The 22,927-nt window shown below is 38.6% G+C and carries 29 protein-coding genes and 1 tRNA gene; 13 read left to right on the top strand and 17 right to left on the bottom strand.

Annotated features, from left to right (window positions below; all coding sequences use genetic code 11):
* Nucleotides 1-88: 88 nt before the first annotated feature.
* From BQ3481_RS09695 to BQ3481_RS11795, 3 genes are all read left to right on the top strand, one after another.
* The gene (locus tag BQ3481_RS09695) at nucleotides 89-313 is read left to right on the top strand and encodes an AbrB/MazE/SpoVT family DNA-binding domain-containing protein (RefSeq protein WP_157928075.1); all 225 of its coding nucleotides are present in this window, start codon (nucleotides 89-91) and stop codon (nucleotides 311-313) included.
* Nucleotides 307-756, top strand: a complete 450-nt coding sequence (locus tag BQ3481_RS09690) for a type II toxin-antitoxin system VapC family toxin (protein WP_157928074.1) — start codon at nucleotides 307-309, stop codon at nucleotides 754-756. The genes BQ3481_RS09695 and BQ3481_RS09690 overlap by 7 nt, the downstream gene beginning before the upstream one ends.
* Nucleotides 757-986: 230 nt before the next feature.
* Nucleotides 987-1,142 carry a hypothetical protein gene (locus tag BQ3481_RS11795; protein WP_173848100.1) on the top strand — a complete coding sequence of 52 codons (156 nt, stop codon included), beginning with the start codon at nucleotides 987-989 and terminating at the stop codon, nucleotides 1,140-1,142.
* Between the two features lie 4 nt (nucleotides 1,143-1,146).
* Here BQ3481_RS11795 and BQ3481_RS09685 read toward each other — a convergent pair whose 3' ends face one another.
* Nucleotides 1,147-1,566 (bottom strand): secondary thiamine-phosphate synthase enzyme YjbQ, encoded by a 420-nt coding sequence (locus BQ3481_RS09685; protein WP_157928557.1) that lies wholly within the window; start codon nucleotides 1,564-1,566, stop codon nucleotides 1,147-1,149.
* Nucleotides 1,567-1,743: 177 nt separating this feature from the next.
* On the opposite strand from BQ3481_RS09685, the gene BQ3481_RS09680 reads away from it, so the two are divergent.
* Both BQ3481_RS09680 and BQ3481_RS09675 read left to right on the top strand, forming a co-directional pair.
* Nucleotides 1,744-2,169: a hypothetical protein gene (locus BQ3481_RS09680; protein WP_157928073.1), complete on the top strand. Its 426-nt coding sequence runs from the start codon at nucleotides 1,744-1,746 to the stop codon at nucleotides 2,167-2,169.
* Nucleotides 2,170-2,210: 41 nt separating this feature from the next.
* Nucleotides 2,211-3,263: a pelota family protein gene (locus tag BQ3481_RS09675; protein ID WP_157928072.1), complete on the top strand. Its 1,053-nt coding sequence runs from the start codon at nucleotides 2,211-2,213 to the stop codon at nucleotides 3,261-3,263.
* Here BQ3481_RS09675 and cutA read toward each other — a convergent pair.
* The gene (cutA, locus tag BQ3481_RS09670) at nucleotides 3,204-3,560 is read right to left on the bottom strand and encodes a divalent-cation tolerance protein CutA (protein WP_157928071.1); all 357 of its coding nucleotides are present in this window, start codon (nucleotides 3,558-3,560) and stop codon (nucleotides 3,204-3,206) included. The two genes, BQ3481_RS09675 and cutA, sit on opposite strands and share 60 nt — an antisense overlap.
* A 59-nt stretch (nucleotides 3,561-3,619) precedes the next feature.
* Here cutA and BQ3481_RS09665 point away from each other — a divergent pair, with 59 nt between their 5' ends.
* Nucleotides 3,620-4,807, top strand: a complete 1,188-nt coding sequence (locus tag BQ3481_RS09665; RefSeq protein WP_231911786.1) for a site-2 protease family protein — start codon at nucleotides 3,620-3,622, stop codon at nucleotides 4,805-4,807.
* 38 nt (nucleotides 4,808-4,845) lie between these two features.
* Here BQ3481_RS09665 and BQ3481_RS09660 read toward each other — a convergent pair whose 3' ends face one another.
* On the bottom strand, nucleotides 4,846-6,228 hold the full coding sequence (locus tag BQ3481_RS09660) for a dihydroorotase (protein WP_157928070.1): 1,383 nt from the start codon (nucleotides 6,226-6,228) through the stop codon (nucleotides 4,846-4,848).
* A gap of 265 nt (nucleotides 6,229-6,493) precedes the next feature.
* Here BQ3481_RS09660 and BQ3481_RS09655 point away from each other — a divergent pair.
* Together BQ3481_RS09655 and BQ3481_RS09650 are read left to right on the top strand one after the other, a co-directional pair.
* Nucleotides 6,494-6,566, top strand: a tRNA-Ala gene (locus tag BQ3481_RS09655).
* A 124-nt stretch (nucleotides 6,567-6,690) separates the two neighbouring features.
* Complete coding sequence (locus BQ3481_RS09650) at nucleotides 6,691-7,035, top strand: hypothetical protein (RefSeq protein ID WP_157928069.1); 345 nt, start codon at nucleotides 6,691-6,693, stop codon at nucleotides 7,033-7,035.
* Between the two features lie 111 nt (nucleotides 7,036-7,146).
* Here BQ3481_RS09650 and BQ3481_RS09645 read toward each other — a convergent pair whose 3' ends face one another.
* Both BQ3481_RS09645 and BQ3481_RS09640 read right to left on the bottom strand, forming a co-directional pair.
* A complete protein-coding gene (locus BQ3481_RS09645) occupies nucleotides 7,147-8,325 on the bottom strand; it encodes an AAA family ATPase (RefSeq protein ID WP_157928068.1) in 1,179 nt (392 codons plus the stop codon).
* A gap of 318 nt (nucleotides 8,326-8,643) precedes the next feature.
* Entirely contained in the window at nucleotides 8,644-8,847 is a 204-nt protein-coding gene (locus tag BQ3481_RS09640) for a hypothetical protein (protein ID WP_157928067.1), read from the bottom strand.
* A gap of 376 nt (nucleotides 8,848-9,223) precedes the next feature.
* On the opposite strand from BQ3481_RS09640, the gene BQ3481_RS09635 reads away from it, so the two are divergent.
* Entirely contained in the window at nucleotides 9,224-9,451 is a 228-nt protein-coding gene (locus BQ3481_RS09635; protein ID WP_157928066.1) for a hypothetical protein, read from the top strand.
* Nucleotides 9,452-9,536: 85 nt separating this feature from the next.
* Here BQ3481_RS09635 and BQ3481_RS09630 read toward each other — a convergent pair whose 3' ends face one another.
* Nucleotides 9,537-9,719: a hypothetical protein gene (locus BQ3481_RS09630; protein ID WP_157928065.1), complete on the bottom strand. Its 183-nt coding sequence runs from the start codon at nucleotides 9,717-9,719 to the stop codon at nucleotides 9,537-9,539.
* Between the two features lie 143 nt (nucleotides 9,720-9,862).
* Nucleotides 9,863-10,006, bottom strand: coding sequence for a hypothetical protein (locus BQ3481_RS09625; protein WP_157928064.1), 144 nt, complete (start codon nucleotides 10,004-10,006; stop codon nucleotides 9,863-9,865).
* A 219-nt stretch (nucleotides 10,007-10,225) separates the two neighbouring features.
* Between BQ3481_RS09625 and BQ3481_RS09620 the strand changes: the two genes are divergently transcribed.
* Complete coding sequence (locus BQ3481_RS09620) at nucleotides 10,226-12,181, top strand: pentapeptide repeat-containing protein (protein ID WP_162287762.1); 1,956 nt, start codon at nucleotides 10,226-10,228, stop codon at nucleotides 12,179-12,181.
* A gap of 35 nt (nucleotides 12,182-12,216) precedes the next feature.
* Entirely contained in the window at nucleotides 12,217-12,582 is a 366-nt protein-coding gene (locus BQ3481_RS09615; protein WP_157928062.1) for a zinc ribbon domain-containing protein, read from the top strand.
* Between the two features lie 14 nt (nucleotides 12,583-12,596).
* Here the strand turns inward: BQ3481_RS09615 and BQ3481_RS09610 are convergent, their stop codons facing one another.
* From BQ3481_RS09610 to BQ3481_RS09595, 4 genes are all read right to left on the bottom strand, one after another.
* Complete coding sequence (locus tag BQ3481_RS09610) at nucleotides 12,597-13,109, bottom strand: zinc ribbon domain-containing protein (RefSeq protein WP_157928061.1); 513 nt, start codon at nucleotides 13,107-13,109, stop codon at nucleotides 12,597-12,599.
* Nucleotides 13,110-13,168: 59 nt separating this feature from the next.
* A complete protein-coding gene (gene trxA, locus BQ3481_RS09605) occupies nucleotides 13,169-13,501 on the bottom strand; it encodes a thioredoxin (protein ID WP_255408305.1) in 333 nt (110 codons plus the stop codon).
* A 70-nt stretch (nucleotides 13,502-13,571) separates the two neighbouring features.
* Complete coding sequence (locus BQ3481_RS09600; RefSeq protein WP_157928060.1) at nucleotides 13,572-14,768, bottom strand: RNA-guided endonuclease InsQ/TnpB family protein; 1,197 nt, start codon at nucleotides 14,766-14,768, stop codon at nucleotides 13,572-13,574.
* A gap of 38 nt (nucleotides 14,769-14,806) precedes the next feature.
* On the bottom strand, nucleotides 14,807-16,093 hold the full coding sequence (locus BQ3481_RS09595) for a DEAD/DEAH box helicase (protein ID WP_157928059.1): 1,287 nt from the start codon (nucleotides 16,091-16,093) through the stop codon (nucleotides 14,807-14,809).
* 220 nt (nucleotides 16,094-16,313) lie between these two features.
* Here BQ3481_RS09595 and BQ3481_RS09590 point away from each other — a divergent pair, with 220 nt between their 5' ends.
* Nucleotides 16,314-17,030, top strand: a complete 717-nt coding sequence (locus BQ3481_RS09590) for a zinc-ribbon domain-containing protein (RefSeq protein ID WP_157928058.1) — start codon at nucleotides 16,314-16,316, stop codon at nucleotides 17,028-17,030.
* Nucleotides 17,031-17,082: 52 nt separating this feature from the next.
* A complete protein-coding gene (locus BQ3481_RS09585; protein ID WP_157928057.1) occupies nucleotides 17,083-17,736 on the top strand; it encodes a signal peptidase I in 654 nt (217 codons plus the stop codon).
* Nucleotides 17,737-17,743: 7 nt separating this feature from the next.
* On the opposite strand, the gene BQ3481_RS09580 is transcribed toward BQ3481_RS09585, so the two are convergent.
* The 6 genes from BQ3481_RS09580 to BQ3481_RS09555 form a co-directional block, all read right to left on the bottom strand.
* Complete coding sequence (locus BQ3481_RS09580; RefSeq protein WP_157928056.1) at nucleotides 17,744-19,246, bottom strand: 4-hydroxyphenylacetate 3-hydroxylase family protein; 1,503 nt, start codon at nucleotides 19,244-19,246, stop codon at nucleotides 17,744-17,746.
* Nucleotides 19,247-19,299: 53 nt separating this feature from the next.
* Nucleotides 19,300-21,405, bottom strand: coding sequence for a 4-hydroxybutyrate--CoA ligase (locus tag BQ3481_RS09575; RefSeq protein WP_157928055.1), 2,106 nt, complete (start codon nucleotides 21,403-21,405; stop codon nucleotides 19,300-19,302).
* Nucleotides 21,406-21,479: 74 nt separating this feature from the next.
* A complete protein-coding gene (locus BQ3481_RS09570; protein WP_157928054.1) occupies nucleotides 21,480-21,836 on the bottom strand; it encodes a reverse transcriptase-like protein in 357 nt (118 codons plus the stop codon).
* Entirely contained in the window at nucleotides 21,826-22,278 is a 453-nt protein-coding gene (locus BQ3481_RS09565) for a hypothetical protein (protein WP_157928053.1), read from the bottom strand. Before BQ3481_RS09565 ends, BQ3481_RS09570 begins: the two co-directional genes overlap by 11 nt.
* A 33-nt stretch (nucleotides 22,279-22,311) precedes the next feature.
* Nucleotides 22,312-22,596, bottom strand: coding sequence for a hypothetical protein (locus BQ3481_RS09560; protein ID WP_157928052.1), 285 nt, complete (start codon nucleotides 22,594-22,596; stop codon nucleotides 22,312-22,314).
* Nucleotides 22,597-22,621: 25 nt separating this feature from the next.
* Complete coding sequence (locus BQ3481_RS09555) at nucleotides 22,622-22,924, bottom strand: ArsR/SmtB family transcription factor (RefSeq protein ID WP_157928051.1); 303 nt, start codon at nucleotides 22,922-22,924, stop codon at nucleotides 22,622-22,624.
* Between the last annotated feature and the right edge of the window lie 3 nt (nucleotides 22,925-22,927).

The raw sequence follows: 22,927 nt of genomic DNA, 5'->3' as shown, positions 1-22,927 counted from the left end.
TAGATCAACAGTTCATTTTCTGATAATTTTCCCTATGCAATATTTAATAGCAAGGATTTCCTTACTATATAGTAAGGAGATATCAGAGATGAACATAGGGTCCATTACCACCAAGGGACAGATAACGATTCCAAAGGAGATCAGGGCTTCACTGGATCTAAAGGAAGGAGATAAAGTGATTTTTGTAATTGAAGGTGGACAGACAATAATAAGAAAAGCTTCAAGGGAGAGGCTCTCGGAGATTTTACACAGGCAGAAACCGTGGAAAGAACATAGTATAAGATTTCAAAAGAGAATGCGAAAAGAATGGTAATAACCGCAGTGCTAGATACCAACATCTTACTGAATGCCAAGAATGGTAAAGAGCCACATTCTATACAGTCCTTGCAGATATTGGATGCAGTTGAAGACGGCTTCATACAAGGAATCATATCTGTAATCTCGATTGCAGAATTGTGTACAGGGTATTATTCCCAAGGAGACAAGAGTGGTAAAGAGGAGTTACTTGCCCATCTAATTTCTACCAAGGGTTTTGTGATTGTTGGACTTGACATTGATACGGCTGATACTGCAGCAAAGATCCGTGCAGATACAGGTCTCAGATTGCCTGATGCCATAATAATTGCAACTGGACTTGCAAAAGGTGCAAAATATCTTGTAACCCATGACAAGGAGTTAAAGAAAGCCAGTCATTATCTTGAGATCATATCATCAAGAGATCTTCTTGGTAGGTTTAGACACATCAGAAAAAAATAGCATGAGGAACACGGCTTTTTATTTCAAAATTGGCAAAAAGAGATTAGAAAATAATTGTATGAGGATTGAGCATGATTTCAAGCCCAACCCTCAGATAATCAATAGGTTGTCAAAAAAATAATGATCGGTATTAGATCGCGTTGATCTTTGTTCATATAAGCATCTTTTGATAAACAGTATCAAATTTTATTTGAGTAAAGTTATATCATAGATACAAGGCATTAGATCAAATGACTTGTTTTTGCGGCTGTGAAACTTTTGTAAAGGATAGCAATGGATTCAAGATCGGATGTGTAAAGTGCAGCCATGGTGCTCAAAATCACGAACAAAGCTTCAAGCTAAAACCGTTAGAAGAAGGAGCCCAGAAGAGAGGCTCCCTATCTTAAAGATCTATTCACCTATCACTTTAACTAGAACACGTTTTGGTCTCTTGCCGTCAAACTCTCCATAAAAGATCTGCTCCCATGGACCAAAATCAAGCTGACCTTTTGTCATAGCCACTACAACTTCCCTTCCCATCACTTGCCTTTTGAGATGTGCATCCGCATTATCTTCTCCAGTATTGTTGTGCTGATACTGTGATACCGGTTCATGTGGAGCGATACCTTCTAGCCATTTTTCATAGTCTTGATGCAATCCACTCTCGTTGTCATTAATGAAGACACTTGCAGTGATGTGCATTGCATTGACAAGACAGAGACCCTCTTTAATGCCACTTTTTTGGATTATTTTTCTCACCTCCGGTGTAATATTTACAAATCCTCTTCTTGAGGGAACATTGTACGTAAGATATTCAGTATATGATTTCATGATACATGCCAATGGAATCATGTACCGATAAAAATCCAGTGCAGGCTCAGAACTCAAGATCCTTCTCATCAAATCAACAGGGATTTGGTCATCAACGCCTGCAACCAAACAAGTTTGTCTGTTCCTACTTGAGTCTTTCAAGAAGCTTGATAAAAGGCGAGAGCATTGCTTACACAAATGGTAGCAATAGATGCAGCGTGTTCCCTTGAAAGTTTTAGGAAATTTGTAATCCTAAGCACTTGTAACTCGTTTATTCCTGAAAGTTACTTGGAGGATTACGAGGTATTCCCGGAACGTGAGACATTACCCGGTCCAATTTATGTCGAGGCTGCAGACAAGGTCACCCTGAAAAAGATTCGTGACATGACTTTTGTGAATGCAAAGGAGGTACTTGGCATAATCTACTCGTCAAAAAGCGGCAATACGAACCTAAAGTGGAGACAGGTAAGAAGAAACACGGGCAAAGTAATGGGTGAGGCGTCAACCAATACGCTTGTTAACTTGACCGAATCTGGAGTACTGACACAGGAATGGGTCCAGAATTATTTGAGAAAAAAGGCAGAAGAAAAGAAAGAAGCCAAGACTGACGAGTTGACAAACTAGATTACTTTTCTTTTTTATTACAGTTCCACAAAGGTATTAGATTGATTATCAAAAAAATAGATGACAATACAGTAGCCCTAATACCAGAGGAATCAGACGATCTCTTCACACTACGGCGTGTCATAGACAAGGGTGACAGGATAATTGGGGACACGTCAAGGGCCATCAAGCAGGAGAAAGATTTTGCAAGACCTGACAAGGCTGAAAGGATAAAAATCCGCATAGCACTAGACGTTGAAAAAATTTCTATCGATGAGGTAGTTGATAGATTAAGAGTCCAGGGTACCATAGCAGAGTCAGACAATCAATCCGTAAGCAAAGGATCACACCACTCCCTGACACTAAAAATTGGTGACGCAGTTACTCTAATCAAGAAGAATTGGAGTGAGATTGAAAAGAGACTGGTCTTTGAAAAAAAGGATCATGGTGCATTTCTTCTTGTTGCAATAGATACAACAGACTGTGGATTGGGAAGATTGAGTGGAACGCATCTCAAACTTTTGCCAAACATGTATTCGGGTGCAAGCGGAAAGAGATACAAGTCCAAATTCAACATACAGGACTTTTTCAAAGACGTTCAAAGTGCAATCTCGACATTGATAAGAGATGGAGACAGCATAGTGATATTTGGGCCAGGCGAGACCAAGAAGAGGCTGGTAAATTTTCTCGCAGAGATTCCATCAATAAAGGGACACAAGGTACAGGCAGTAGACGGAATAGATTCTTCAGGAGAGGATGGAATTTACACTTTTATAAAATCAGACATTATGAAACAGACACTTGATACAAGCAAGATTGCAAAGGTTTCTGCCATACTGGATGAAACCATGACAAGGGCAAACAAGAAAAGCAACAAGTTTACCATGGGTTTTGAGGAGACTGCAAGGGCAAATGAGGTAGGCGCAGTAGAATCACTGGTATTTTCAGACAGGATATTTGAAAAGCAAGATGAAGACAAGATAATAGAGTTTCTCAACCAAGTCGAGTCAAAAGGAGTCGAGGTTTATGCAGTAGATTCCACCACAGATGCAGGACTACGGGTTTCGTCTCTTGGAGGAGTGATTTCTCTTCTTAGGTTTGCCCCCCAAAGTTGACTCGTCAAGCCATTTCATGTACGGTACGCTGATACCATCCATCTTTAGCTCTACAATTTCTGGCACTTGATACGGATGAGATTTTGCTATCTCTTCTTTGAGTTTTTGTTTTGATTTTGCAGTAGTTTTAAAAAGTGCTAAAAATTCTCCAGTATCCTCAATCTTGTCTTTCCAGGAATAGACAGAGTTTATGTTAGTATAGTTGACACAGGCTGCCAGTTTTCTTTGTACCACAACATGCGCCACTTGTGAAATTGATTTTTTGTCAGGATATGTTGAGACTATGATAATCCCCATAGCAACTGATAAATTTGCCCTGACTAAAAAGAGTATCAATTAATTTGGACTTTACATTTTTGACGCACAATTCCATCATCTATGTTTTGATTGCATGGGTCATAGTGTTTGCAGTTGCAAAGGTCTCAAAACTTGACAAGCACGGATTTGAAATAAAGCCATACAGTTTGACATACAAGAACCAGAATGTTCAGTTGATACTCTCAAGAATTCTAAACAGGACCCAGCGGGCAACTAGAATTTTTTCCAACACAAGCGTAGTGCTGGGTTTTGTGATGATGGGAGCTGCATTTTGGTACCTTGCATCCAACCTGTCAAACTTTTTTGTAAAGCCAGAATCATTTGCGGAGATGACAGTACTCATACCAGGAGTCACAATCCAGTCAAGCGCAAACATTGCATACTTTTTGCTTTCTGTACCAATTGTACTAGTCATACATGAAGGTGCACATGGAATTGTCGCTACGCTAGAAAAGATAAAAATCAAGACGGGAGGATTTGCTGTCTTTATTGCGCTATTTGCAGGATTTGTAGAGCCAGATGAGGAGGAGTTTGTCAAGGCAAAAAAAATCTCACGCCTTCGAGTAATTGGAGCAGGTGCCACATCAAATGTCTTGTTTTCATTCATAATTGCAGGGCTGTTGATATTCAATCCATCATTTGCCCTGATCATGCCAGACCCAATTAGGAGCGTGTTTTACCACGAACCACTTGGAGTTCCAATAGTTTCAGTCATGGAAGGCTCTGGTGCTGAAAAAGCTGGACTGCAAAAAGATGACATCATAAATGCAATAGATGGAAATTCCGTTTTACTTCCTCAGGACTTTGCCAAGATAAAATTAAAGCCTGGAGACACTGCCATGGTCTCATTAATTAGGGATGGAAAACCTTTACAGATTCCTGTTGTTGTAACTGCTTCCAAGGATGATCCACAAAAAGGAATGCTTGGAATTTTACGAGCGGCACTTCCATCATACCAGCCAGTGGTTCCCTATTACATTCACTGGAGTCCCGAGGTCTTCATGTTTCTATTGTGGCTTTGGATGCTATCGTTTTTCATAGGAATATTCAACATGCTACCTTTGCCAATATTGGACGGGGGCAAGTTTGTTCATACCATAATTGAAAAGAAAGTATCTGAAAAAGTATTGAAAGGCGCCATGTTGTCTCTGTATAGTGTCACATTCATTTTGTTTGGTTTGAACATTGCCCTGTCAGCAGTAAAGTCTGGCTTTATAACAATTTAAGACACTAATTTAACAAAAATTTTCTAGCCACATCAGGTTTATCTTGAGACAAACTTGCCGTAACCAGGTTTTGCAACAATCTTGGAATCTTCGGCAACTACATTCCCTCGAACAATTGTCTTAACAGGCCACCCCTTGAGATTCCAGCCTTCATAAACGGTATAATCAGAAAAACCATCTATGGTTTCAGCAGACACTTTTCCTTCCTTTTTTAGATCAACTAGAACAATGTCTGCATCAGAACCTTTCTGGATTGCTCCTTTTTTTGGATACATTCCAAATATTTTAGCCGTATTGAGACTGGTCATGTTTGACAACTGTTGCAAGGTTATCTTTCCCTTGTTGACTCCCTCACTTAGTAATATAGGAAGCATTGTACCCATTCCTGGAAATCCCGCAAGTGCACTCCATACATTTTCTCCACCAAGCTTTAGATCCAGTCTATTTGCAACATGATCTGTCCCAATCGTATCCACTCTACCGCTTTGTATTTCATGCCATACAAATTCCACGTCTTTGGAGGAGCGTATCGGGGGCATAACTTTTGCAAGATATCCTTTTTGTGATTCATATGACAATGTAAGATAGTGTGGACATGTTTCGACATGGATCTTGGTTCCATTTTTCTTTTCTTCAGATATTGCATCAATTGCAGCCTTGGAGCCAATATGTACAAAATAGAGATTGCAACCATATTTTCTTGCAATCTTGGATATTGTAACAATTGACTTGACTTCAGATTCTGCAGGCCTGCTCTGCGCCCATGCTGCCAGTCCATCCATTTTTTTTTCTTTTGCAGTCTTTATTCCGCATGAGCACATTGGATAATCTTCAGCATGGACAAGGACTGGACAATTCAGAGATGCCGCTTTTTCAACTATTTTTTCAACCATGTCAGTTGTCATTTCTATTCTTTCTTCGCGAAGAGATTTGTCTCCAGGTTGCATGTCCATGTAGACATGACCTATGTCTTGGCCAAGATTCATGTATATCTTAAATGAAGTTATTCCCTTGCTTTTGCAAAATTCCATTTCATTGATTTGGCTACTGTAAAGTATTGAGGCGTGAATTGAATAATCGACATAATGCGTTTTGGAGCTTTCTGCAAGTTGCGAGTCTAGATTTTTTTTGTATGAGCCACTCAGTCGTAGCATCCGCATCATTGTGGTGACTCCGCCTATTGCAGCTACCTTTGATTCTGTGACAGCAGCATCGTTAATTGGAGAATAGACTCCATAATGTATGTGAGGATCAATGACGCCTGGAAGCGAGACCAATCCATCTGCTTTTATTTTGAGATCGCATTGTGGAATATCATTTGTTAGACCGACAACTTTGCCTTCGTCAATTACAATATTCTTGCTTACCATTACATTTTGGAAAATAACGTGTGACCCTGTAATTACAGCATCTACAGTCATCAGAGATTTTTCTTGAAAACCTAGTATTATTCTTTGAGTAAACGAATTCTTTCAAACGCTAGTAGCCATAGATTGTAGTGAACCGGTATCTGCAACGATTACCATGATTTGGCAATTCTAAATGCGATGCTAGTACAAAAAATGATGCGTTTCCTGTAATTCTGAAATGGATACATCAAAGCTTCAGCCCAAGTGTAATTATCAGCCTTGAGATGCAATAGAACCAGTAAATGAATAAAAGCAGATGATATTCTTGATAACAAAAGGGCCGGTAGTCTAGTGGTAGTGATGCCGCGTTCGCAACGCGGAAGTCGGGGGTTCAAATCCCCCTCGGTCCACCTACTATACAGTTCGAAACCCCTTAAAACCAATAGAAATTTTGTCAATATGCAAAAATGCACAAGACTCCTTGAAGATGCAGACGTTAGGAGATAGTACGAGAACCTTTGCAGGGGAAGCAAATTGACTGCAAGCGTAAGACTGCGAAGATTGAACCTCTTCTGTATCCAATATGCCATATCTCCAAAGGAGCTTGTATCAATTGGAGAAGAGGATGCAAGAAAGCTTGAAGATTTGTTACATGATCATGTATCATACCTTGAATCAAAACAGTATGCGCCAAGATATATTGACGATATACTAAAGGCAATCAAGATTGCAATCCAGGAATTAATGAAAGAAAAAGAGAGCGAAAGATATGATAGTCTACTGATTGATGAAGACAATCTTGTCCTGTACGTCAAAAAAGGCTGGGACATAGTAAAAGAGCTTTCAAGTGGCAGGATCCTGATCTGCAAGCTCGTCTAGCGAAATGACAAGTATGCAATTTTGTATACATGATATGTGACTGTTTTAGTTGCAACACAGTTATGCACTATTAATTTCCCCAAACCGCGTAAAGTTTAGAGGATGTAACATTTACATGATTTCTGATACTTTGAGCCATTCGGCAAATAGATTATCAGTAAATTCGTAGATTCCACGTTCCCGTCTTTTCAAAACTGCCTTGCTACAAAGTGAAACTAATGCTGAACTTATGGTGGCATTACTCATGAATTCATCCTTTTCAATATCTGTAGGCTTCTTTTCAGGAGACTTTGCAAGTGCCTTTAACACCTTAATTTCTGACGGGGTCTGGTTTTCTGTAAATTCTTTAAATGATTGCTCTCCTTCTTTCTTTAATATCGTTTTAACAATATCATAAAGTTTTTTGCTATCAAGTTTTACCATATCATGTAACTGAATTTCTTTTCCTAAAAGCTGTAGATTGTATGGAATCCCACTAGAAATCTTGTAAAATTCTTCTTTTGTTTGACTGTCAATAAACTTTAGATCTGGAAGATAATGTGTGATGAACTTATCAAATTCATCCTTAGTAAAAGGTTCTACTTCTCGAAGAAGTAGCTGTTTGTAGAAAGGCGCACTTGTTTTTGTCACCAAGTTATCTAGCGTATCACGATAAGATCCGGAAACCACTAGTTTTGTATACTTGAAGTCTTCAAATAATGTGCGTATCAATTTTACTATATCGAATCCCATCTTTCTGTTTTTTTCTCCGTAAGTAAGCTCAACTATGGACGGAAATTCATCGATGATCAGAACACATTTGGTTTTTGTCATCTCTGCCAAATGTTCTATTAAAGAGATAGATTTTGTAACAGCTTCCTCGACATCCTCTGATTCTTTTTTGATATATGATAAGGATAGCTTGAGATCTTCTGCAACTTTGGCAGATAAATTAAGGCCAGAGAGAAAATTGCCTAATGCTTTTGCGCCAGTTACTAGAAGCTCTTCAAATTTGAATTTCTTTGGTAGTTTATGTTCAAATGCACTTAATGCAACTCTATCCAATACTCTTGTAAATTCATCAATAGTAGTTGGCAAGATTCTCCATATTGAGATATAGATAACAGGTATACGCTGTTTTGTCAATCTACTTTCAACCTCTTTTAGTATACTTGTTTTTCCTATACGCCTTATTCCTGACAACGAGAAACCGATTTTATTCTTGGAGGAGAGCTCTCTTGTTAATTCGTCAACTAGTTCTTTTCTTCCTATGAAGTCATCTCCGGTTACTGAATATAGCGTAAACGACACACAATACTGTAACCTTTACATGATTTAAACTTTACAGGGTTTGGGGAAATTAATAGTGCATAACTGTGTTGCAACTAAAACGGTCACATATTACGCCATCTGGCGTAACGCCTTTTAGCGTAATAAATTCATTAAAATTGGAACTTGGATGGACTAGGAATATTTCAAGATGCAAGATGCTCATTTGCTGTAGATTGACACAGCAACAACAGTGACTCGACAGTCTCCTCCTTGTTTTCGTAGGCGCTCTCTCCAATGACTGACAATAGGGCGTTTACCAGATTCATGTATGGTCTGATTGCATTGCTAACAATTAGATCAAAAAATTCGTGTCTCAGAGTTTCTAGTGCCATATGAGAGCTTGTGGATAGATGTAATTGTATTGCCTATGACTTCACCTTCTTTTTTCGCGTTTGGTTTTGGGATCCATGTTATCCCAAGTTCTTTGTTATTATGGTTACACGTACTTTTCTCGAGTTTTCGGATCTCAGATTCTAGAAACTTTGCATTTTTTATCACCATTTATGTCTAAAATATGGGTTCTGTTTAAAAGCCTAAATTTTCTAGCCGTGGGATCAATGGTTTTGAAAGATTGAATCGTGATAATTTTTCATCAGGGATGAATTCTTTTTATCAAGTAAAATAGCTTTATAAAGTAAAATTGGGAATCCGAACTTTATAAAAAATAAAATTGTATCTGGCTTTGTTAAATGACAAGGATATTGTTGCACGATCTTGTCTTGTAAGATAGAATTTCCATCCTATAATGCAAAGATCATCTCATTACTAAAGATGCCAGTACAAAAATCAATGTAGACATTATTTGTCGACACTGTCTACAATTTGGAATTTTAAGTGACAGCGATTTTACTCAAATGATTTCATATCTTGAAATGTAATGAATTTCATTGGTTTAGATGCAAACCAACTAGATGTAACAGAAGAGGGGCTTTCCGGTATTCTGATATTCTATGCAATACTGGATGTTGGAAGTCATCTAAGTATGGATGCGTTGAAAGAATTTCTAAGAAGAATACTCTCAATTTCAGGAATCTTTCTTGCCGTTTCATTTGTGTTGATTTTAATCTATGTCCAGTTATTTGACAAGCCAACACCTAACATCTGATTCTTGCATTCCCAAGATTGCAAGTCGTAAACTCTTCGAGTCAACCTAGTGTGTCTACTAGGTAATGAGATTTTTCTCGGCTCGCTTAATCCTTGCCATACACCTGTTTATGACTGCCTACACGTATGAACTCAATCGCATCTTCGTTAAATGATACATTATAGAGAATCCTATTGCTTTTGTCAAGAACATAAGCATATGCTTTGATACTTGGTTTGTATTTGCCTAATTTGGTAGGATTTTCAGACTCGACTAGTTCAGCTATCACTAAATCCACCTTTTTTTGCAAATCAGAATGTAGTGATTTGTATTGTCTGGTAAATTTTTTGGTTCGCTCTGGAATCCACATTCATGTAATTCTTTATTCTAGTCTTATTTATGAGATGCAATGTCAATATAGATACACACAATCTATTCGTGCAGTTCTTTGAGAAATTCTTTTAATGAACTTTTTTTAGTTTCGCCTTTTGCTTTTGCTTTATAGAATTCTTCTACGTCTGCTTTTTCTTCTGGTGTTATATCATCTATTTTCTTGGGCTTTACTGCTCGTTGCATACTACACTATGTTATAACATAGTAGAATAATTAAAACTATGTGTAACTATTGTAATCATGTTAATTATTGAAGACGCTTCGTCTCAATTCCCTCGGTCCACTTACGAATTCATAGTTTCTATGCAGAATATCATCTAAGATCATTCGGTAAAAAATTATAAAATTTTCGAGAAAGATGCCCGATAGGCTTAAGGGCGGATCAGGCAAATCTCAGTTAATTTGAGTAGGAAAATACGTGTTATTTTTTCTGAAAACATAGAATCAAAATGGTTTTTGCCCATCATATTTTTGTCAAGCATTATACTTTTTGTTCTGAGAAAACCAATCTTTATTTTGATTCAACCAGGCAGAGTTGAAGATGTAGATGTTCTATTAAGGGAAGCTATTCAATATTCATGGGGAAGTATTTTTGTTGTTTACAACTATTATTTGCATTTCGTTCCACGTCTTGTAACAATTTTTTCCCTATACTTGTTCGGTATTTCCAATGTAAACCTAGCAATGAATGTAGCTGCAATAATTATTGCAACACTTTGTGCATTATTTTTTTCTACCAAACAATTTCGGTTTATAATTAAAAATGATTTTCTCCGAGCTGTTTGTTCCTTATTCATTGTAGCAGCTCCCGGGATTAATGAAATCTATTCCAACATTTCAAGCATCCAGTGGTTCTTGAATATATTTACAATGCTTTTTGTATTGTTGCTATTATTTAGATATGAAGAATATAAAAAACAATCCAAGAAAAAGAAATGCCTTTATGCATTTTTCTGTTCTGCATCGTTTCTGTCTTCCGCATTTTCAATTGTTTTTCTTCCTGCATTAATTTATGTCATAATACGTGAGATTAGAAAAAATGAAAGAGAATTGATTACACTAGTTAGCTGTGTAATACCAACAGTTTTACTATTATTTCAGACATCCCTGTTATACATCAATTATTCCCAACAATTCAAATCCTCTGCATTACAGGTTACCACAGGTATCATTAGATCAACAATACAGATATTTACCACTAGTGCCACCACTGTCTTTACTACAATATTTTCTAATATTTATCAATATTTGGGAAACATGGTTTATCTCATACCAATTATTTTGGTTGCGTTTATTTTACTAAACTCCATAAAAAGCGGATTAAGATTTGAGATTTTTACCTTGTATTGTATAACTGCAACATTATTCTTGTCAATTCTAGTAAGAGGCGGCATGGCAGAAAGATTCATGTCATTTACAGTCATATTTTTATTCATACTAGTTGTCAGGCAATTTGATAAAAGAAAATCATTATCATTCAGACTTTTCTTTGTAGCTATTATGATAATCATCATTTCGAATATAGGTTCCGTGTTTTTTATACCAACTTCTGCAGATGAAAACTGGAAATATGTTACAGATCTTTACAATCCACAAGGCAGATACCATTGTTATGTAGGTGAGGTGCCTCAGGGTTGGGAAATTTTCATTCCATGTTCAAATCCAATGTCAAACAGCACAATGGTTCCACCTTCTTCATCCACAGCATTTGGCCCATCAATAACTTTTACACCTCCTGTAATGCTAACAACTACATCAATAGAATCAAACACAATAGCAATATCAGGAATGACAACAACATTTACTGCAACGATATTGCCAATACCTGACGCAGGAACAGTACAGTTCTATATTGATGACATGCCCACAGGACACCCAATTACAGTATTTGGAGGTCAGTCAGTCTTTAGCACATCCGTACTGCCCATAGGAATACATCATATTTTTGCATCATATAGCGGCGCTCCTGACTTTTATGCTAGTAAATCACCACAAACTACAATTACAATACTGCCAATTTCAGGCCTGCAAGGTACAAATCTTTCTGGAATAGACATGCAAGGTATGAATCTGTCAGGTATCAACCTACAAGGTGCAAATCTTTCTGGCGCTAATTTGCAAAATGTCAATTTTTCTAATGCCAATCTCCATGATGTCAATTTGTCAGGTGCCTCACTCTCGGGTGCTAATTTCAAAGCAGCAGACCTATCTGATGCTAATTTCAGAGGCGTTATTCTTTCAGGCGTTAATCTATCAGGAGCTAACTTGTCAAATGCAGATCTAAGAGATGCAAATACTAGAGGAGCAGACTTTACTGGTGCCACAACTAATGGCTGCAATGGTTGCCTACAAAAATAAAAAACAATATACAACCATGCGAACTAGTGCATTTAATGAAAGTGTTCAATGGAAAAACAGCGGCAGATGATTACATGTCAAGTCATACGTTGACTTTTTCCACACCAGAGCTTACACTAACTAGATTTTCATTTTGGTTGGGTGACATGGTACCTGATACAAAAAATCCCGGTCAGCAAATGCCCAGATTGATGAACTTTATAGAAGAAAAAGATTTTGCACCAACGCCTCTGGTGGACGATGATACATTTGTGCCAACAGGTGCAATGAAGACAATTGGTGGCTTGTATGGCAGTGTTAATGTACCAACTGAAACAAGCTCAAAATATTGCCAAGAGTGCGGCTCAAAATTATCCCTGGTTGCAAAATTCTGCACAGAATGTGGTGCAAACCAAGACTAATTCAGAATTTTTCACTAGGATATTTTATTTCCACATTTGGAGCAAAACTTTGCATTAGGTTTTAGACTCGAACCACAAGAATTGCAGACAGGACCACCCGAGCTTTGTTTTGGCAATAATGAAGGATCTGGCCTAGGAAGTTCACCAGGTGATGAAAACGCTGCAGCAGCAGATATGATTGAAGGAGGCTGTCCCGGTCCTGGCAGTGTAGATGCCATTTGTGATGCTTGTGGTCCCATGCCAGGAGGCATTGGACTTGCCATTGTAGAGCCAGATGCACGGCCACTTGATATTTTGTCAAGTGATTTCTTTAGCTCAAAGATTACCTTGACAGACAGGAACTCTAGCGATGAATATGATACTACATAATCTCCCAGTTTCTCAAAGAATTCCTTGTCTGAGAGTTTTCCTTGCTTGTACATTGTATTAGCGTCAAGAAACGATTCATAGTATCCTTGTGTATCGTTTAACAGATTCTGTAGTTTGTCAAATAGAAGGTTTAGAGTATCAATATCTCCAAATGACATGTGGACTGTTTCCTTGACCGGTATTAATTATTTTAGATCGAAAAAAGAAGAAATGAGGTTTAGATTTTTGAAAGAGCACTGTCTATCATATTCTTGTAAGAACCCTTTGATGCAGCACCCACTTGTTGCGCTACAACCTGGCCCTTGCTGAATAATGCTAGTGTTGGTATGCTAAAGACATTGTACTTTGATGCAAGTTCGTTGTTTTCATCAACATTAACCTTAACAAAGTTGATCTTTCCTGCATATTCACCGGCCAGCTCTTCAACTACCGGACCCACCATCCTGCATGGACCACACCATTCGGCCCAAAAATCTACAAACACAGGAATTGGAGAAGCCATGACCTCTTTTTCCCAGTTCTTTGAATCTACAGGTTTTGCTTTATCCACGCATTATAAAATCCCGAATCCCTAAATATATTGAACGGTTTTCGGTTCTGTCGGGTTATCGAGACCTGAATCATCTCTGAATCTCCAACTTGCTTCCATCCACTCCAAGGATTATTGGCTGAAAGTTGTCCAAGTTCCCCTTCACTACTTCATCTGAAAGCCCTCTGGGATGGCAAAACCTACTCCACCCCTTGTAAGATATGTTCATGGATGCTATTACATCCCTGTTCATTGATCTCTTACAATTATTGCACAACAATTTTCGTCTGTGAAACCTATCCTCTTGGAGTCTTTCTCCGCATACTGGACAGAGTTGGCTTGTGCGTTTAGGATCTATGAATCCAACAGGAATTCCTTTCCATTCTGCCTTGTATTGTATCTGTCTTTGCAGTTCATAGAACGACCATGAGTTTAATTTCCTTCTATATTTTGTTCCCTGACCGTTGCCTTTATGATATAATTTTCTGATTCCTTTTAGATCTTCTAATATTATCATGCTTCTTGATGCTACTGCTCGCTGTATGATGTCTTTTGTTATCTTGTGGAGATGCTGTTGTATTCTTCTTGATCTACGATTTCCTAATCTTTGCTGGAAATGCCTCTTTAGTCTTACATCAAACCTCTTGAAAGACGATAATACGTGAGATGTGTTTTCCTTGATTGATAGTAACTTGTTGGTCTTGTACATTACAGTTCCGTCATTTGTTGATATGGTTACATTTCTCAGGTTTCTATCTATTCCAATAACATTTTCAGGAATTATTTGCTTGATTTCTTTCCTTACTGAGATTGATATTGAACTTGGAGTTATTGTAAATGACCGTGGTTCTGTACCATCAAGTTTGGATATAGTGTACTCGTTTAGTTTTACCAAGAACTTGTCACCATTTGAGACTGGAAATGACAGCAACATTCCATTTATCTTGAATCCATAACATGATACTAGATATGGTTTTGAGACATATGGAGATTTTGGAAATCTGCCTTTTTTCATGTCTCTTTTTCTCTGAGCCAACCTTCCCATTGCCTGAGACATGGCAGTAAGTTTGTACTTGGACTGGATGTCAAATTGAAACAAGTCCTTGTAGTGTAGTGATGAGAATTTGTTTAGAGTTGATATATTTTCCTGTAATCCTGTTTTGATGCAAAAATTTACCATTTCCTTGAATGTTTCCATGAGTAATACAATGTCATTAGGAAATACGTAATTCTGTTTTATTGACTTGATTGCCATCATAAATATATCAGCGTTACTTGGTTTTACCATTTGCGTCAGGTCTTGATAACCCGACAGAACCCGGTTTTCTACCAACGACTTCTTAGGCCGTAATAGTTTCTATCGCCAGATCTTCTGCGATCATCTCTTCTGTCATCACGTCTTCCATAACCTCCTCCAGATCTTCCATAACCACCACCTGATCTGCCAAAGCCTCTCCTATGACTTACTTCCCTCTTCAGAGGATCTGGTATATTTACCGCAATTCCCAATTCCTTGTTTAGATCTTTCATCTGGACCTTGGTTTGGTTTGATATTGCCTTAAAGTCTCCAATTGAAGAATAAGATACCAGAGTTATTGCCCTTCCTTTTTCTCCTGCTCGTGCAGTTCGTCCAATTCTGTGAAAGTATACCATATCCTGGTTTGGAACGTCATAATTTATCACCAGTGCAACTTTTGGCACATCAATGCCTCTTGCTGCCACATCAGTAGCTACCAAAATGTCTGCCTTGCCTTTTTTAAACAAATACATTGCCTTGTCTCTTCTAAACTGAGACATGTCTCCTTGAATTGAGACTACGTTGAATCTTCCTTGTTCCAGTTCATGTGCAACCCTTCTTGTCCTGTCTTTTGTAGAACAGAAAACTATTGCCTGACCGGCGCCATTTTCTTTTATGAATTTAAAAAGATAATCTGTTTTTTCCCTGTCTTTTATCACAAGAAACGCTTGTTCTATTCCCTCTCCACTTAGATCATCTGAATCGATGAATATTTTTTGTGGATTTTTCATGTATTTTTCTGCAAGCATCAAGATTGCAGCAGGCATGGTAGCAGAAAATAGTGCATTGATGTGATCTTCTGGAACCAAGTCCAAGATGAATTTGATATCCTCGATGAATCCCATGTCAAGCATGGTGTCTGCCTCATCAAGTATGACCCACTTTACTTTTTGTAGTTTTATGGAACCGCGCTTGATGTGATCAATAAGGCGTCCAGGAGTTGCAACTACAATCTCCACTCCCCGGTGAAGTTCTTGAAGTTGTACATTCATGCTCTGGCCACCATAAATTGTTACACTACGAATTCCAGAATGCCTTGAGAATTTTACAATTTCATCAGATATCTGCACTGCAAGCTCTCTTGTTGGAGCAATGATGAGCGCCTGCACCCCACCTTTTGGAATGACATTTTGTATTATTGGCAGTGAAAATGCAGCTGTCTTTCCTGTTCCAGTATGTGCCTGACCTATAACATCCTGACCTGAAAGAAGTACTGGAATGGCTCCTGCCTGGATAGGAAACGGTTCACGAAAACCCATTTCATTAAGAGCAGTGAGTATTGTATCCTTTAGTCCTAATTCTTCAAATTTTGCCAAGTTTATTCATCTTTTTATTGAAACGACAGAGAAAAGTTTGATCACCTATTTCCGTCAATTTTTGTTTAATGTAGCCCTCTGGCTCTAATAACTCTTTCCAAAATATTGAAAAAATTTCAGTTATTTTTGGAAATTGTATAATCTCTTGCTCTGATATGTGGTATAGATTTGACCCATCAAAATGATATACATATTATCTGAGATTTATGTAGATCAAAGCATGAGCAGCGAACTTCGATTAAAAAAACTGCGAGGATCGGGAGGTTTCATAATGGCAACAGTTAACGACGATCAGCAAAGAAAGGGCAATCTCGGAGGACCAGACTTGTTTCTTGCTCCAGTTGGCCGTCTTGATTCAGAAAAAATTTCCAAGTATTACTGCAATACATGTGAAAAAGAATACGAGGGAAGTCCAAAGATAGAATATGAAAATCCAAACGAGATAGTGGCAGAAAATCTTGTTCTTCTTGAAAAGGGACAGTACATGTGTACAACATGTGGCTCGATTCTTGCAGAATATAGAAACTTTAGCAAGCCCGATGAAGCTGCATCAGTTGGAGCTGCAATACCTGTCACCAACACAAATGTTGCAGCACCGCCAGCTCAGAGCGTTCAATTGCAAGAGCAGCCAAAAACATCTACCAGTGTAAAGACATTTAGCTCAATTACAGGTCTAGCAGTTTATGACACCGAAGCAAGAAAGGTTGGAGTCGTCAAGGAGATGGGCATCCAGCCAGATCAGTCAAACATAGTACTAGTTGTAACAAAAAATGATGGAAATGACATCACAGTAAAGTGGGATGACATACAAAAAATTGGCGAGATTGTATTGCTTAAGAGCTTGCTTGCTGAAAATAATTTAAAATGCACCAAGTGTAATTACACAAACAGTCAAGGCTCCAAGTTCTGTGAAAGCTGCGGTAACAAATTAAAGTGAATCACCATTGTTAAGCAAGATTTATCTTACGATTTCAAAGAACTTGTGATAATTGGAAAAACTTTCCCTCAAGTCAGGCATTGTAAAGGATATCATAATAGTGGCAATCGGTATTGCAATAATTTGGATTGGTCTCCGGGTAGCATTTGGAACAGAAAATCCATTTTATGTCGTATCAAGTGGAAGCATGATACCAAACTTGCAAATCTTTGATGTTATTGTTGTTCAGGGACATGTAGCTTTTGATCAATTAAAACGTGGTGATATCATAGTTTTCCATGCACCGTCGGAGGACAAGGTCATAGTTCATCGTGTGGCAGAAGTGTTGAACCAGAATCCCCTCATAATCAGAACAAAGGGAGATGCAAATCCTGGGTCCATACCCGGAGTTGACTTTCCAATAACAAAAGAAAACTATATCGGAAAAGTTGTCTATGTAATACCCCAGATAGGCTATGTGACAAGAATACTTACACCCCCCATCAATTATATCATAATAGCTGTAATTGTAGGAATCATGCTGGTAAAACAATTTGGCAAGCCAAAATCTACAGATACCTTACCAGGCGATGACAAGACAAATTCAGACAAGTCAGGGACTGGTACAGACAGCAGTTTATCAGGTGACAAATCATATCTCATAAACGACTCGAACGCACTTGAACCAAAAACAAGCGAGCCGCAGAACAAAGATCCAGACAAGTAAATTTTTTCTATTTTCGTATCTTGAATACGCGCTCAAAGTAATCTGATTGTTCAGGTTCTGATTCTGAATTTTCTTTAATGCTTGCAAGATTTTTAGCAAGTTTTTTCTTGTATCCAAGCTGCATTTGGCGTGCAATCTGTATTCTCTGAGCCTGAGGGGAGCCTGCACCATGCATCGATTCGGTCAGATATCCCACTGCATTTCTGCCCAGTGTCATATTTTCAATTAGTCTCAATATCCTAATCCTGTTTTCCACATCGACTCCTTTTCGTCCTCTGAGATATTTTTTCAGTATAGGACCTGTTGTTGGATTTTTCAAATCTTTTTCAGATGGAAGTGTGACAACAAGGCCGCCTGCAATGTCTTGTGCCATCCTGCCTATTTCATACGGGAATCTAGTTACATTATGCTTGGTAACATTTGCTAGCATGTCATCGTTGAGCCAGACACCAGACTTGGTGCGATGAGCTTGAGACGATGATGCAATGCCAGTTGCATATATTGTTTCATTAAGATGTGTCATCTCTACCAGCTTGTCCCGTATGTGGGAAACATCAGGTACGCCGTTGTAATCAGCAATTGAGGCAGCAGCACCAATTAAAACATCGCCCAAGCCTGTCTTGCATACGTAGCTTCTTCTGTGATAACAAGTAAATCGTTCTACAAGCATCGCGGCAAATTCATACTCTCCAAACATGAATACTTTGTCCCATGGAATAAACACCCGATCGAAAACCATAAGGGCCTCCTGACCTGCAAATTTTGCATTTCCTGAATCAATGTCTCCTTCTTCCATGCTTCTTGTATCACATGATTGGCGTCCGTAGATGTATGTGATCCCAGGAGAATCGGCAGGCATTGCACCGACCACTGCATAATCCTTGTCACCTTCCAGCAATCTCATTGTTGGCATGACTATTATCCAGTGCGAGTTGATGCAACCAGTCTGGTGAGCCTTGGCACCTGTAACAAATATTCCCTTGTCATTTTTTTCTACTACATGTAAGAATACATCCGGATCTTCTTGCTGGTGTGGTGCCTTGCTTCGGTCTCCCTTTGGATCAGTCATGGCACCGCCAATGACAAAATTTTCTTGCTGGATCATCTTGATAAAATCTACTAGTCGTTTATGATAGTTGGTCTTGTGTTTTTCGTCAATTTCAAAAGTAACAGAATATAATGAGTTTAGTGCATCCATGCCTACACATCTTTGAAAGCATGTTCCTGTGAGTTGGCCAAGTTTTCTCTGCATTTTATTTTGGTTTACCAAATCATTTGCACTCTCAGCAATGTGCAAAAACCTGTTAACTTGCAAGCCAGTGATGGATGATTTTGCAGTTGCCATCTCGGCTTCCTTTTCTGCCAGATCATATGTCTCTGCTACTGCATTTATTGAGGGTCTTATCATGGGATGATCTACTGGCTCTTTTACAAGTTCACCAAAAAGGTAAACTTTCATGTCACGGCCTCTGAGGCTTTGAATATACTCAGCGGCAGTCTTAATTGGCATATCTGCTAGTACCCTTTACAAGTAATATAAATATTATAACAAGTCCTTGTTTTCTAAACAAGTCCGATTCTTACATCGACAACTTTGCAGCCCTTGCCTTTTTCAAATACAAGAACAGGGTTCATGTCAAGTTCTTTTATTTCTTCAAAGTCAGTCACTAGCTGTGAAATTCGTTGTATACAGTCTGCAAGTTTTTTGACATCAGACGGTTTTTCTCCCCTTACGCCCTGCAGTAACTTGTTTGTTTTAATTGATGATATCATTTCATCGGCTTCCGAGTCTGTGACAGGAGCAATCCGAAATGTTACGTCCTTTAGTACCTCAACGTATATTCCACCCATGCCAAACATAACTACAGGTCCAAATCCCAGTTCTTGTTTTGAGCCAATGATTGTCTCTTTTCCACCTTTTACCATCTCTTGAACCAGTACACCTTTGATGACTGCTTTCTTGTTGTATTTTTTTGCATTTTTGATTATTTCTTTAAAGGCCTTTTTGACTTCCTGGGGTGTCTTTAATCCAACTTTTACTCCCCCCGCATCAGACTTGTGAATAATTTGCGGCGAAGCAATTTTCATCACAACAGGATATCCAATTTTTTTTGCAGCAGCTGTTGCATTTTTTTCCTTTATGGCAAGAATGCTTTTTGGTACAGGAAAACCATATGCGCGCAGAACTTCTTGCCCCTCTTCCTCTAACAAGTTTTTCCTTCCCTCAGACTTTACCTTGGCAAAGATTTGCTCTACCTTTTTCTTGTTTACTTTGAATTGCTGTATCTTTCCTTCTGGTGTAGCAGACCATTGGGCAAATCGTAGCATTGCCTTTAAAGCACGGATTGCTTTTTCTGCATAGCCGTAATATGGAACGCCACCTTCTGCCAGAATTTCCTTGTTTTTTATTCCCTCATCAAGACCCATCAGGCTTGCAAGAATTGTCTTGTTATATTTTTTTGATGCATTGACAACTACTTCTGCAAGTTTATTGTAATCAAGCGTAGCAGATGGCGTGCACATTGTTATGACTGAACCCGTATTTGGATGAGCAAGTACGAGATTTAACACATGATCAAATCTGTTAAAATCTGCATCTCCCACAATGTCCACTGGGTTTCTGGAGGTTCCCCACGGAGGAATAACTGCATTTATGTGCGGCCTAATGTCTTCTATATTTGCCATTTTTACTCCCATTTTGGAACATGCATCAGTGGAAATTATTGCAGGCCCTCCTGCATTTGATACAATGACCAAGTCTCCCTTGGAAGGCAGTGGCTGCTTTGAAAATGCAGTTGCATAATCAAACAATTCTTCCATGGTATCAACCCTTATTGCGCCTGATTGAGTTAGTAATGCATCATAGATTTCATCAGAGCCCATGAGTGCGCCAGTGTGAGACATGGCTGCTTTTGCACCCTCTGGACTTCGGCCAGATTTTAAAACTAGCACAGGTTTTCTTGATTCGTTTAATCTGGTAATTTGCTTGCATATTTTCAAAAATTCTCTTCCGTTGGTCATGTCTTCAAGATACATTACAATGACCTTTGTCTGCTCGTGTTCTGCAAGCATTTTTAGAATATCAACCTCGTTGAGGTCAACTTTATTTCCCATACTGATTACGGATGAAAATCCTATTCCTTGCGCACTGGCATCTTCAACCAGTGCTGCACAGATGGCTCCACTTTGTGATACAAGAGCAATGCCTCCAGACTTGGGGGTCACTTTGAGGAAAGTCGAATTCATCATTGTTTGAGGTGCAAGGTTCATCACACCAAGGCAGTTTGGTCCAATGATTTTGATACCATACTGCTTGGCAATTTCTGCAAGTTTTCTCTCAAGCTTTGCACCCTCTTCGTCCACTTCTTTGAATCCCGCAGTGATTACTATTGCTCCCTTGATTCCCTTTTTGCCACATTCTTCAAGCACTGCAGGAACAACATCATTTTTTGTAACCACCACTGCAAGATCTATCTCTTCTGGAACATCCAGAACACTCTTGTACGCTTTTTTATCAAATATGGTCTCCCTTGTTGGATTTATCGGAAGAATCTTTCCGGTATACCCCTTTAGTATGTTGGATGTAATGGCACGACCTACGCTTCCTTCTTTATCAGAAGCTCCTATTATGGCAATAGATTTTGGAGACAGGAAAATAGATTCACTCATTTTAATGAGATGGACTCAAATGAATTTGTATAATAAGTTTATCCAAGGAAAAAGCTTGGATCCCAAACCATGGATTAGCTGCCAAGCATCTTTCCAGCTAGATTCTGGTTTCGCGGGATCCAGATTATCTTTAGATTTGGAAACTTGGCTGCAAGATCCCAAGTTTCTCTCGCAAGGCTGCGCAACTTGTCATTGTTTATAGCATATTCATGATTTAACTGTGATACGGTATTTTTTGAATCGCTGTAGATGATAATCTCATTTTCAATGCCTGTAAATTTTTGCAGAGCTGAAATAATAGCCATGTATTCTGCCTGGTTATTTGTTATGCCAGGCTCTTTTTTGTAAAATGACTCGCCTGTTTCTTTGACAAAGAATCCAAACCCGGAGCTGGGACCACCCGAGCCATCAACAAATATGCTAAGGACCATCTTTGTACAGCCTCATGAGTTTCACACTCAAATTTACAGTTATCATGTAGATTACAGTTGAGATGGACTGTGATACAATAGATGCCGCATAAGCTTGATAGGAATTTGTGAGTAGATAATACTGGAGAGACCATCTGCAGGCAGTATAGACAACCTCACCTATTCCAAGAGAGGATATCACCTTTATCAGATCTCGCCTGAGCTCTGCCTTGTCTACCTGGCCTGTTTCAAGGAGATATTTTTTCTTGTTATCAATGTAATAAAGCGAGCCAAAAGTGGAAAAGTACACAACATAGTCAACGCCCAAACTTATGGTTGCGTTTACATAACTTTGCTGATTTGAAAATATTTGCGCAACCATTGCAGAAATTGCAATTGATGCAAGAAACCCTAAAAGAATATTCTTGTTGAGTTTTAGATATTCTTTGTACTTTTGCTTCACAGATCAATTTTGTTCATCTAACAAATAAACCAACTATTGGAGGGTTATTCTCAGAAATATTAGTATGCCAGCAAATTCTGCCACATGTACTGCCAACAGGTATGGCAGCAGTGCAGATCCATAAAGTTCCATCATTGTAAAGTATGCATAGACCCCAATTACATTATGCAAAAACAATAGGCCTGCAAAAAATATCATCCCAAGGGGCAATTGTGCCTTGGTTTTGGAATACATTTTGGCAAAAACCCCGATGAGTACTCCAAGAGCTACCATGTTTGCTCCAGAGACAATTGTGCTTGCAGTCATTAGGACTTCCATTTGAAAACACTTGGCTCCACTTGACTTATTTACTTTGTTCCAATTTGCTTACAATTTCGTCAAAGACCTGCAGATTTACCTCAAGAAACGTAGACATGAAAAATGTTGCACCATATTTTTCTCCCACTCGAGTTATCAGATTGTTTTTTTCAAGGACTCCTATGTGATGCTGTATTGCCTTGTAATCAAGATCCATCTCTTTTGCAAGTTGGTTTGCATTGAGAGGTTTATCGCGTATATGAGAAATGAGGCGAATTCTGTTCAAGCCACCTTTTGAGCCCATAAATACAAACCACAATAGGCGTTTTGCATGTGGGTCTCCAGCCATATG

The organism is Candidatus Nitrosotalea okcheonensis, from assembly GCF_900177045.1.
Classification (GTDB): Archaea; Thermoproteota; Nitrososphaeria; order Nitrososphaerales; family Nitrosopumilaceae; genus Nitrosotalea; species Nitrosotalea okcheonensis.
This window is presented reverse-complemented; position numbering and strand designations above follow the sequence as displayed.

Excerpts from the sequence above, each read along its gene's own strand:
- BQ3481_RS09690 (WP_157928074.1), top strand. The coding sequence starts at position 307 with ATGGTAATAACCGCAGTGCTAGATACCAACATCTTACTGAATGCCAAG.
- BQ3481_RS09615 (WP_157928062.1), top strand. The coding sequence starts at position 12,217 with ATGAAAGTGTTCAATGGAAAAACAGCGGCAGATGATTACATGTCAAGT.
- BQ3481_RS11795 (WP_173848100.1), top strand. The coding sequence starts at position 987 with ATGACTTGTTTTTGCGGCTGTGAAACTTTTGTAAAGGATAGCAATGGA.
- BQ3481_RS09580 (WP_157928056.1), bottom strand. The coding sequence starts at position 19,246 with ATGCCAATTAAGACTGCCGCTGAGTATATTCAAAGCCTCAGAGGCCGT.
- BQ3481_RS09560 (WP_157928052.1), bottom strand. The coding sequence starts at position 22,596 with ATGGAAGTCCTAATGACTGCAAGCACAATTGTCTCTGGAGCAAACATG.
- cutA (WP_157928071.1), bottom strand. The coding sequence starts at position 3,560 with ATGGGGATTATCATAGTCTCAACATATCCTGACAAAAAATCAATTTCA.
- BQ3481_RS09680 (WP_157928073.1), top strand. The coding sequence starts at position 1,744 with ATGGTAGCAATAGATGCAGCGTGTTCCCTTGAAAGTTTTAGGAAATTT.
- BQ3481_RS09610 (WP_157928061.1), bottom strand. The coding sequence starts at position 13,109 with ATGTCATTTGGAGATATTGATACTCTAAACCTTCTATTTGACAAACTA.
- BQ3481_RS09590 (WP_157928058.1), top strand. The coding sequence starts at position 16,314 with ATGAGCAGCGAACTTCGATTAAAAAAACTGCGAGGATCGGGAGGTTTC.
- BQ3481_RS09695 (WP_157928075.1), top strand. The coding sequence starts at position 89 with ATGAACATAGGGTCCATTACCACCAAGGGACAGATAACGATTCCAAAG.
- BQ3481_RS09640 (WP_157928067.1), bottom strand. The coding sequence starts at position 8,847 with ATGGTGATAAAAAATGCAAAGTTTCTAGAATCTGAGATCCGAAAACTC.
- BQ3481_RS09570 (WP_157928054.1), bottom strand. The coding sequence starts at position 21,836 with ATGGTCCTTAGCATATTTGTTGATGGCTCGGGTGGTCCCAGCTCCGGG.
- BQ3481_RS09555 (WP_157928051.1), bottom strand. The coding sequence starts at position 22,924 with ATGGCTGGAGACCCACATGCAAAACGCCTATTGTGGTTTGTATTTATG.
- BQ3481_RS09635 (WP_157928066.1), top strand. The coding sequence starts at position 9,224 with ATGAATTTCATTGGTTTAGATGCAAACCAACTAGATGTAACAGAAGAG.
- BQ3481_RS09575 (WP_157928055.1), bottom strand. The coding sequence starts at position 21,405 with ATGAGTGAATCTATTTTCCTGTCTCCAAAATCTATTGCCATAATAGGA.
- BQ3481_RS09660 (WP_157928070.1), bottom strand. The coding sequence starts at position 6,228 with ATGACTGTAGATGCTGTAATTACAGGGTCACACGTTATTTTCCAAAAT.
- BQ3481_RS09600 (WP_157928060.1), bottom strand. The coding sequence starts at position 14,768 with ATGGTAAAACCAAGTAACGCTGATATATTTATGATGGCAATCAAGTCA.
- BQ3481_RS09625 (WP_157928064.1), bottom strand. The coding sequence starts at position 10,006 with ATGCAACGAGCAGTAAAGCCCAAGAAAATAGATGATATAACACCAGAA.
- BQ3481_RS09685 (WP_157928557.1), bottom strand. The coding sequence starts at position 1,566 with ATGAAATCATATACTGAATATCTTACGTACAATGTTCCCTCAAGAAGA.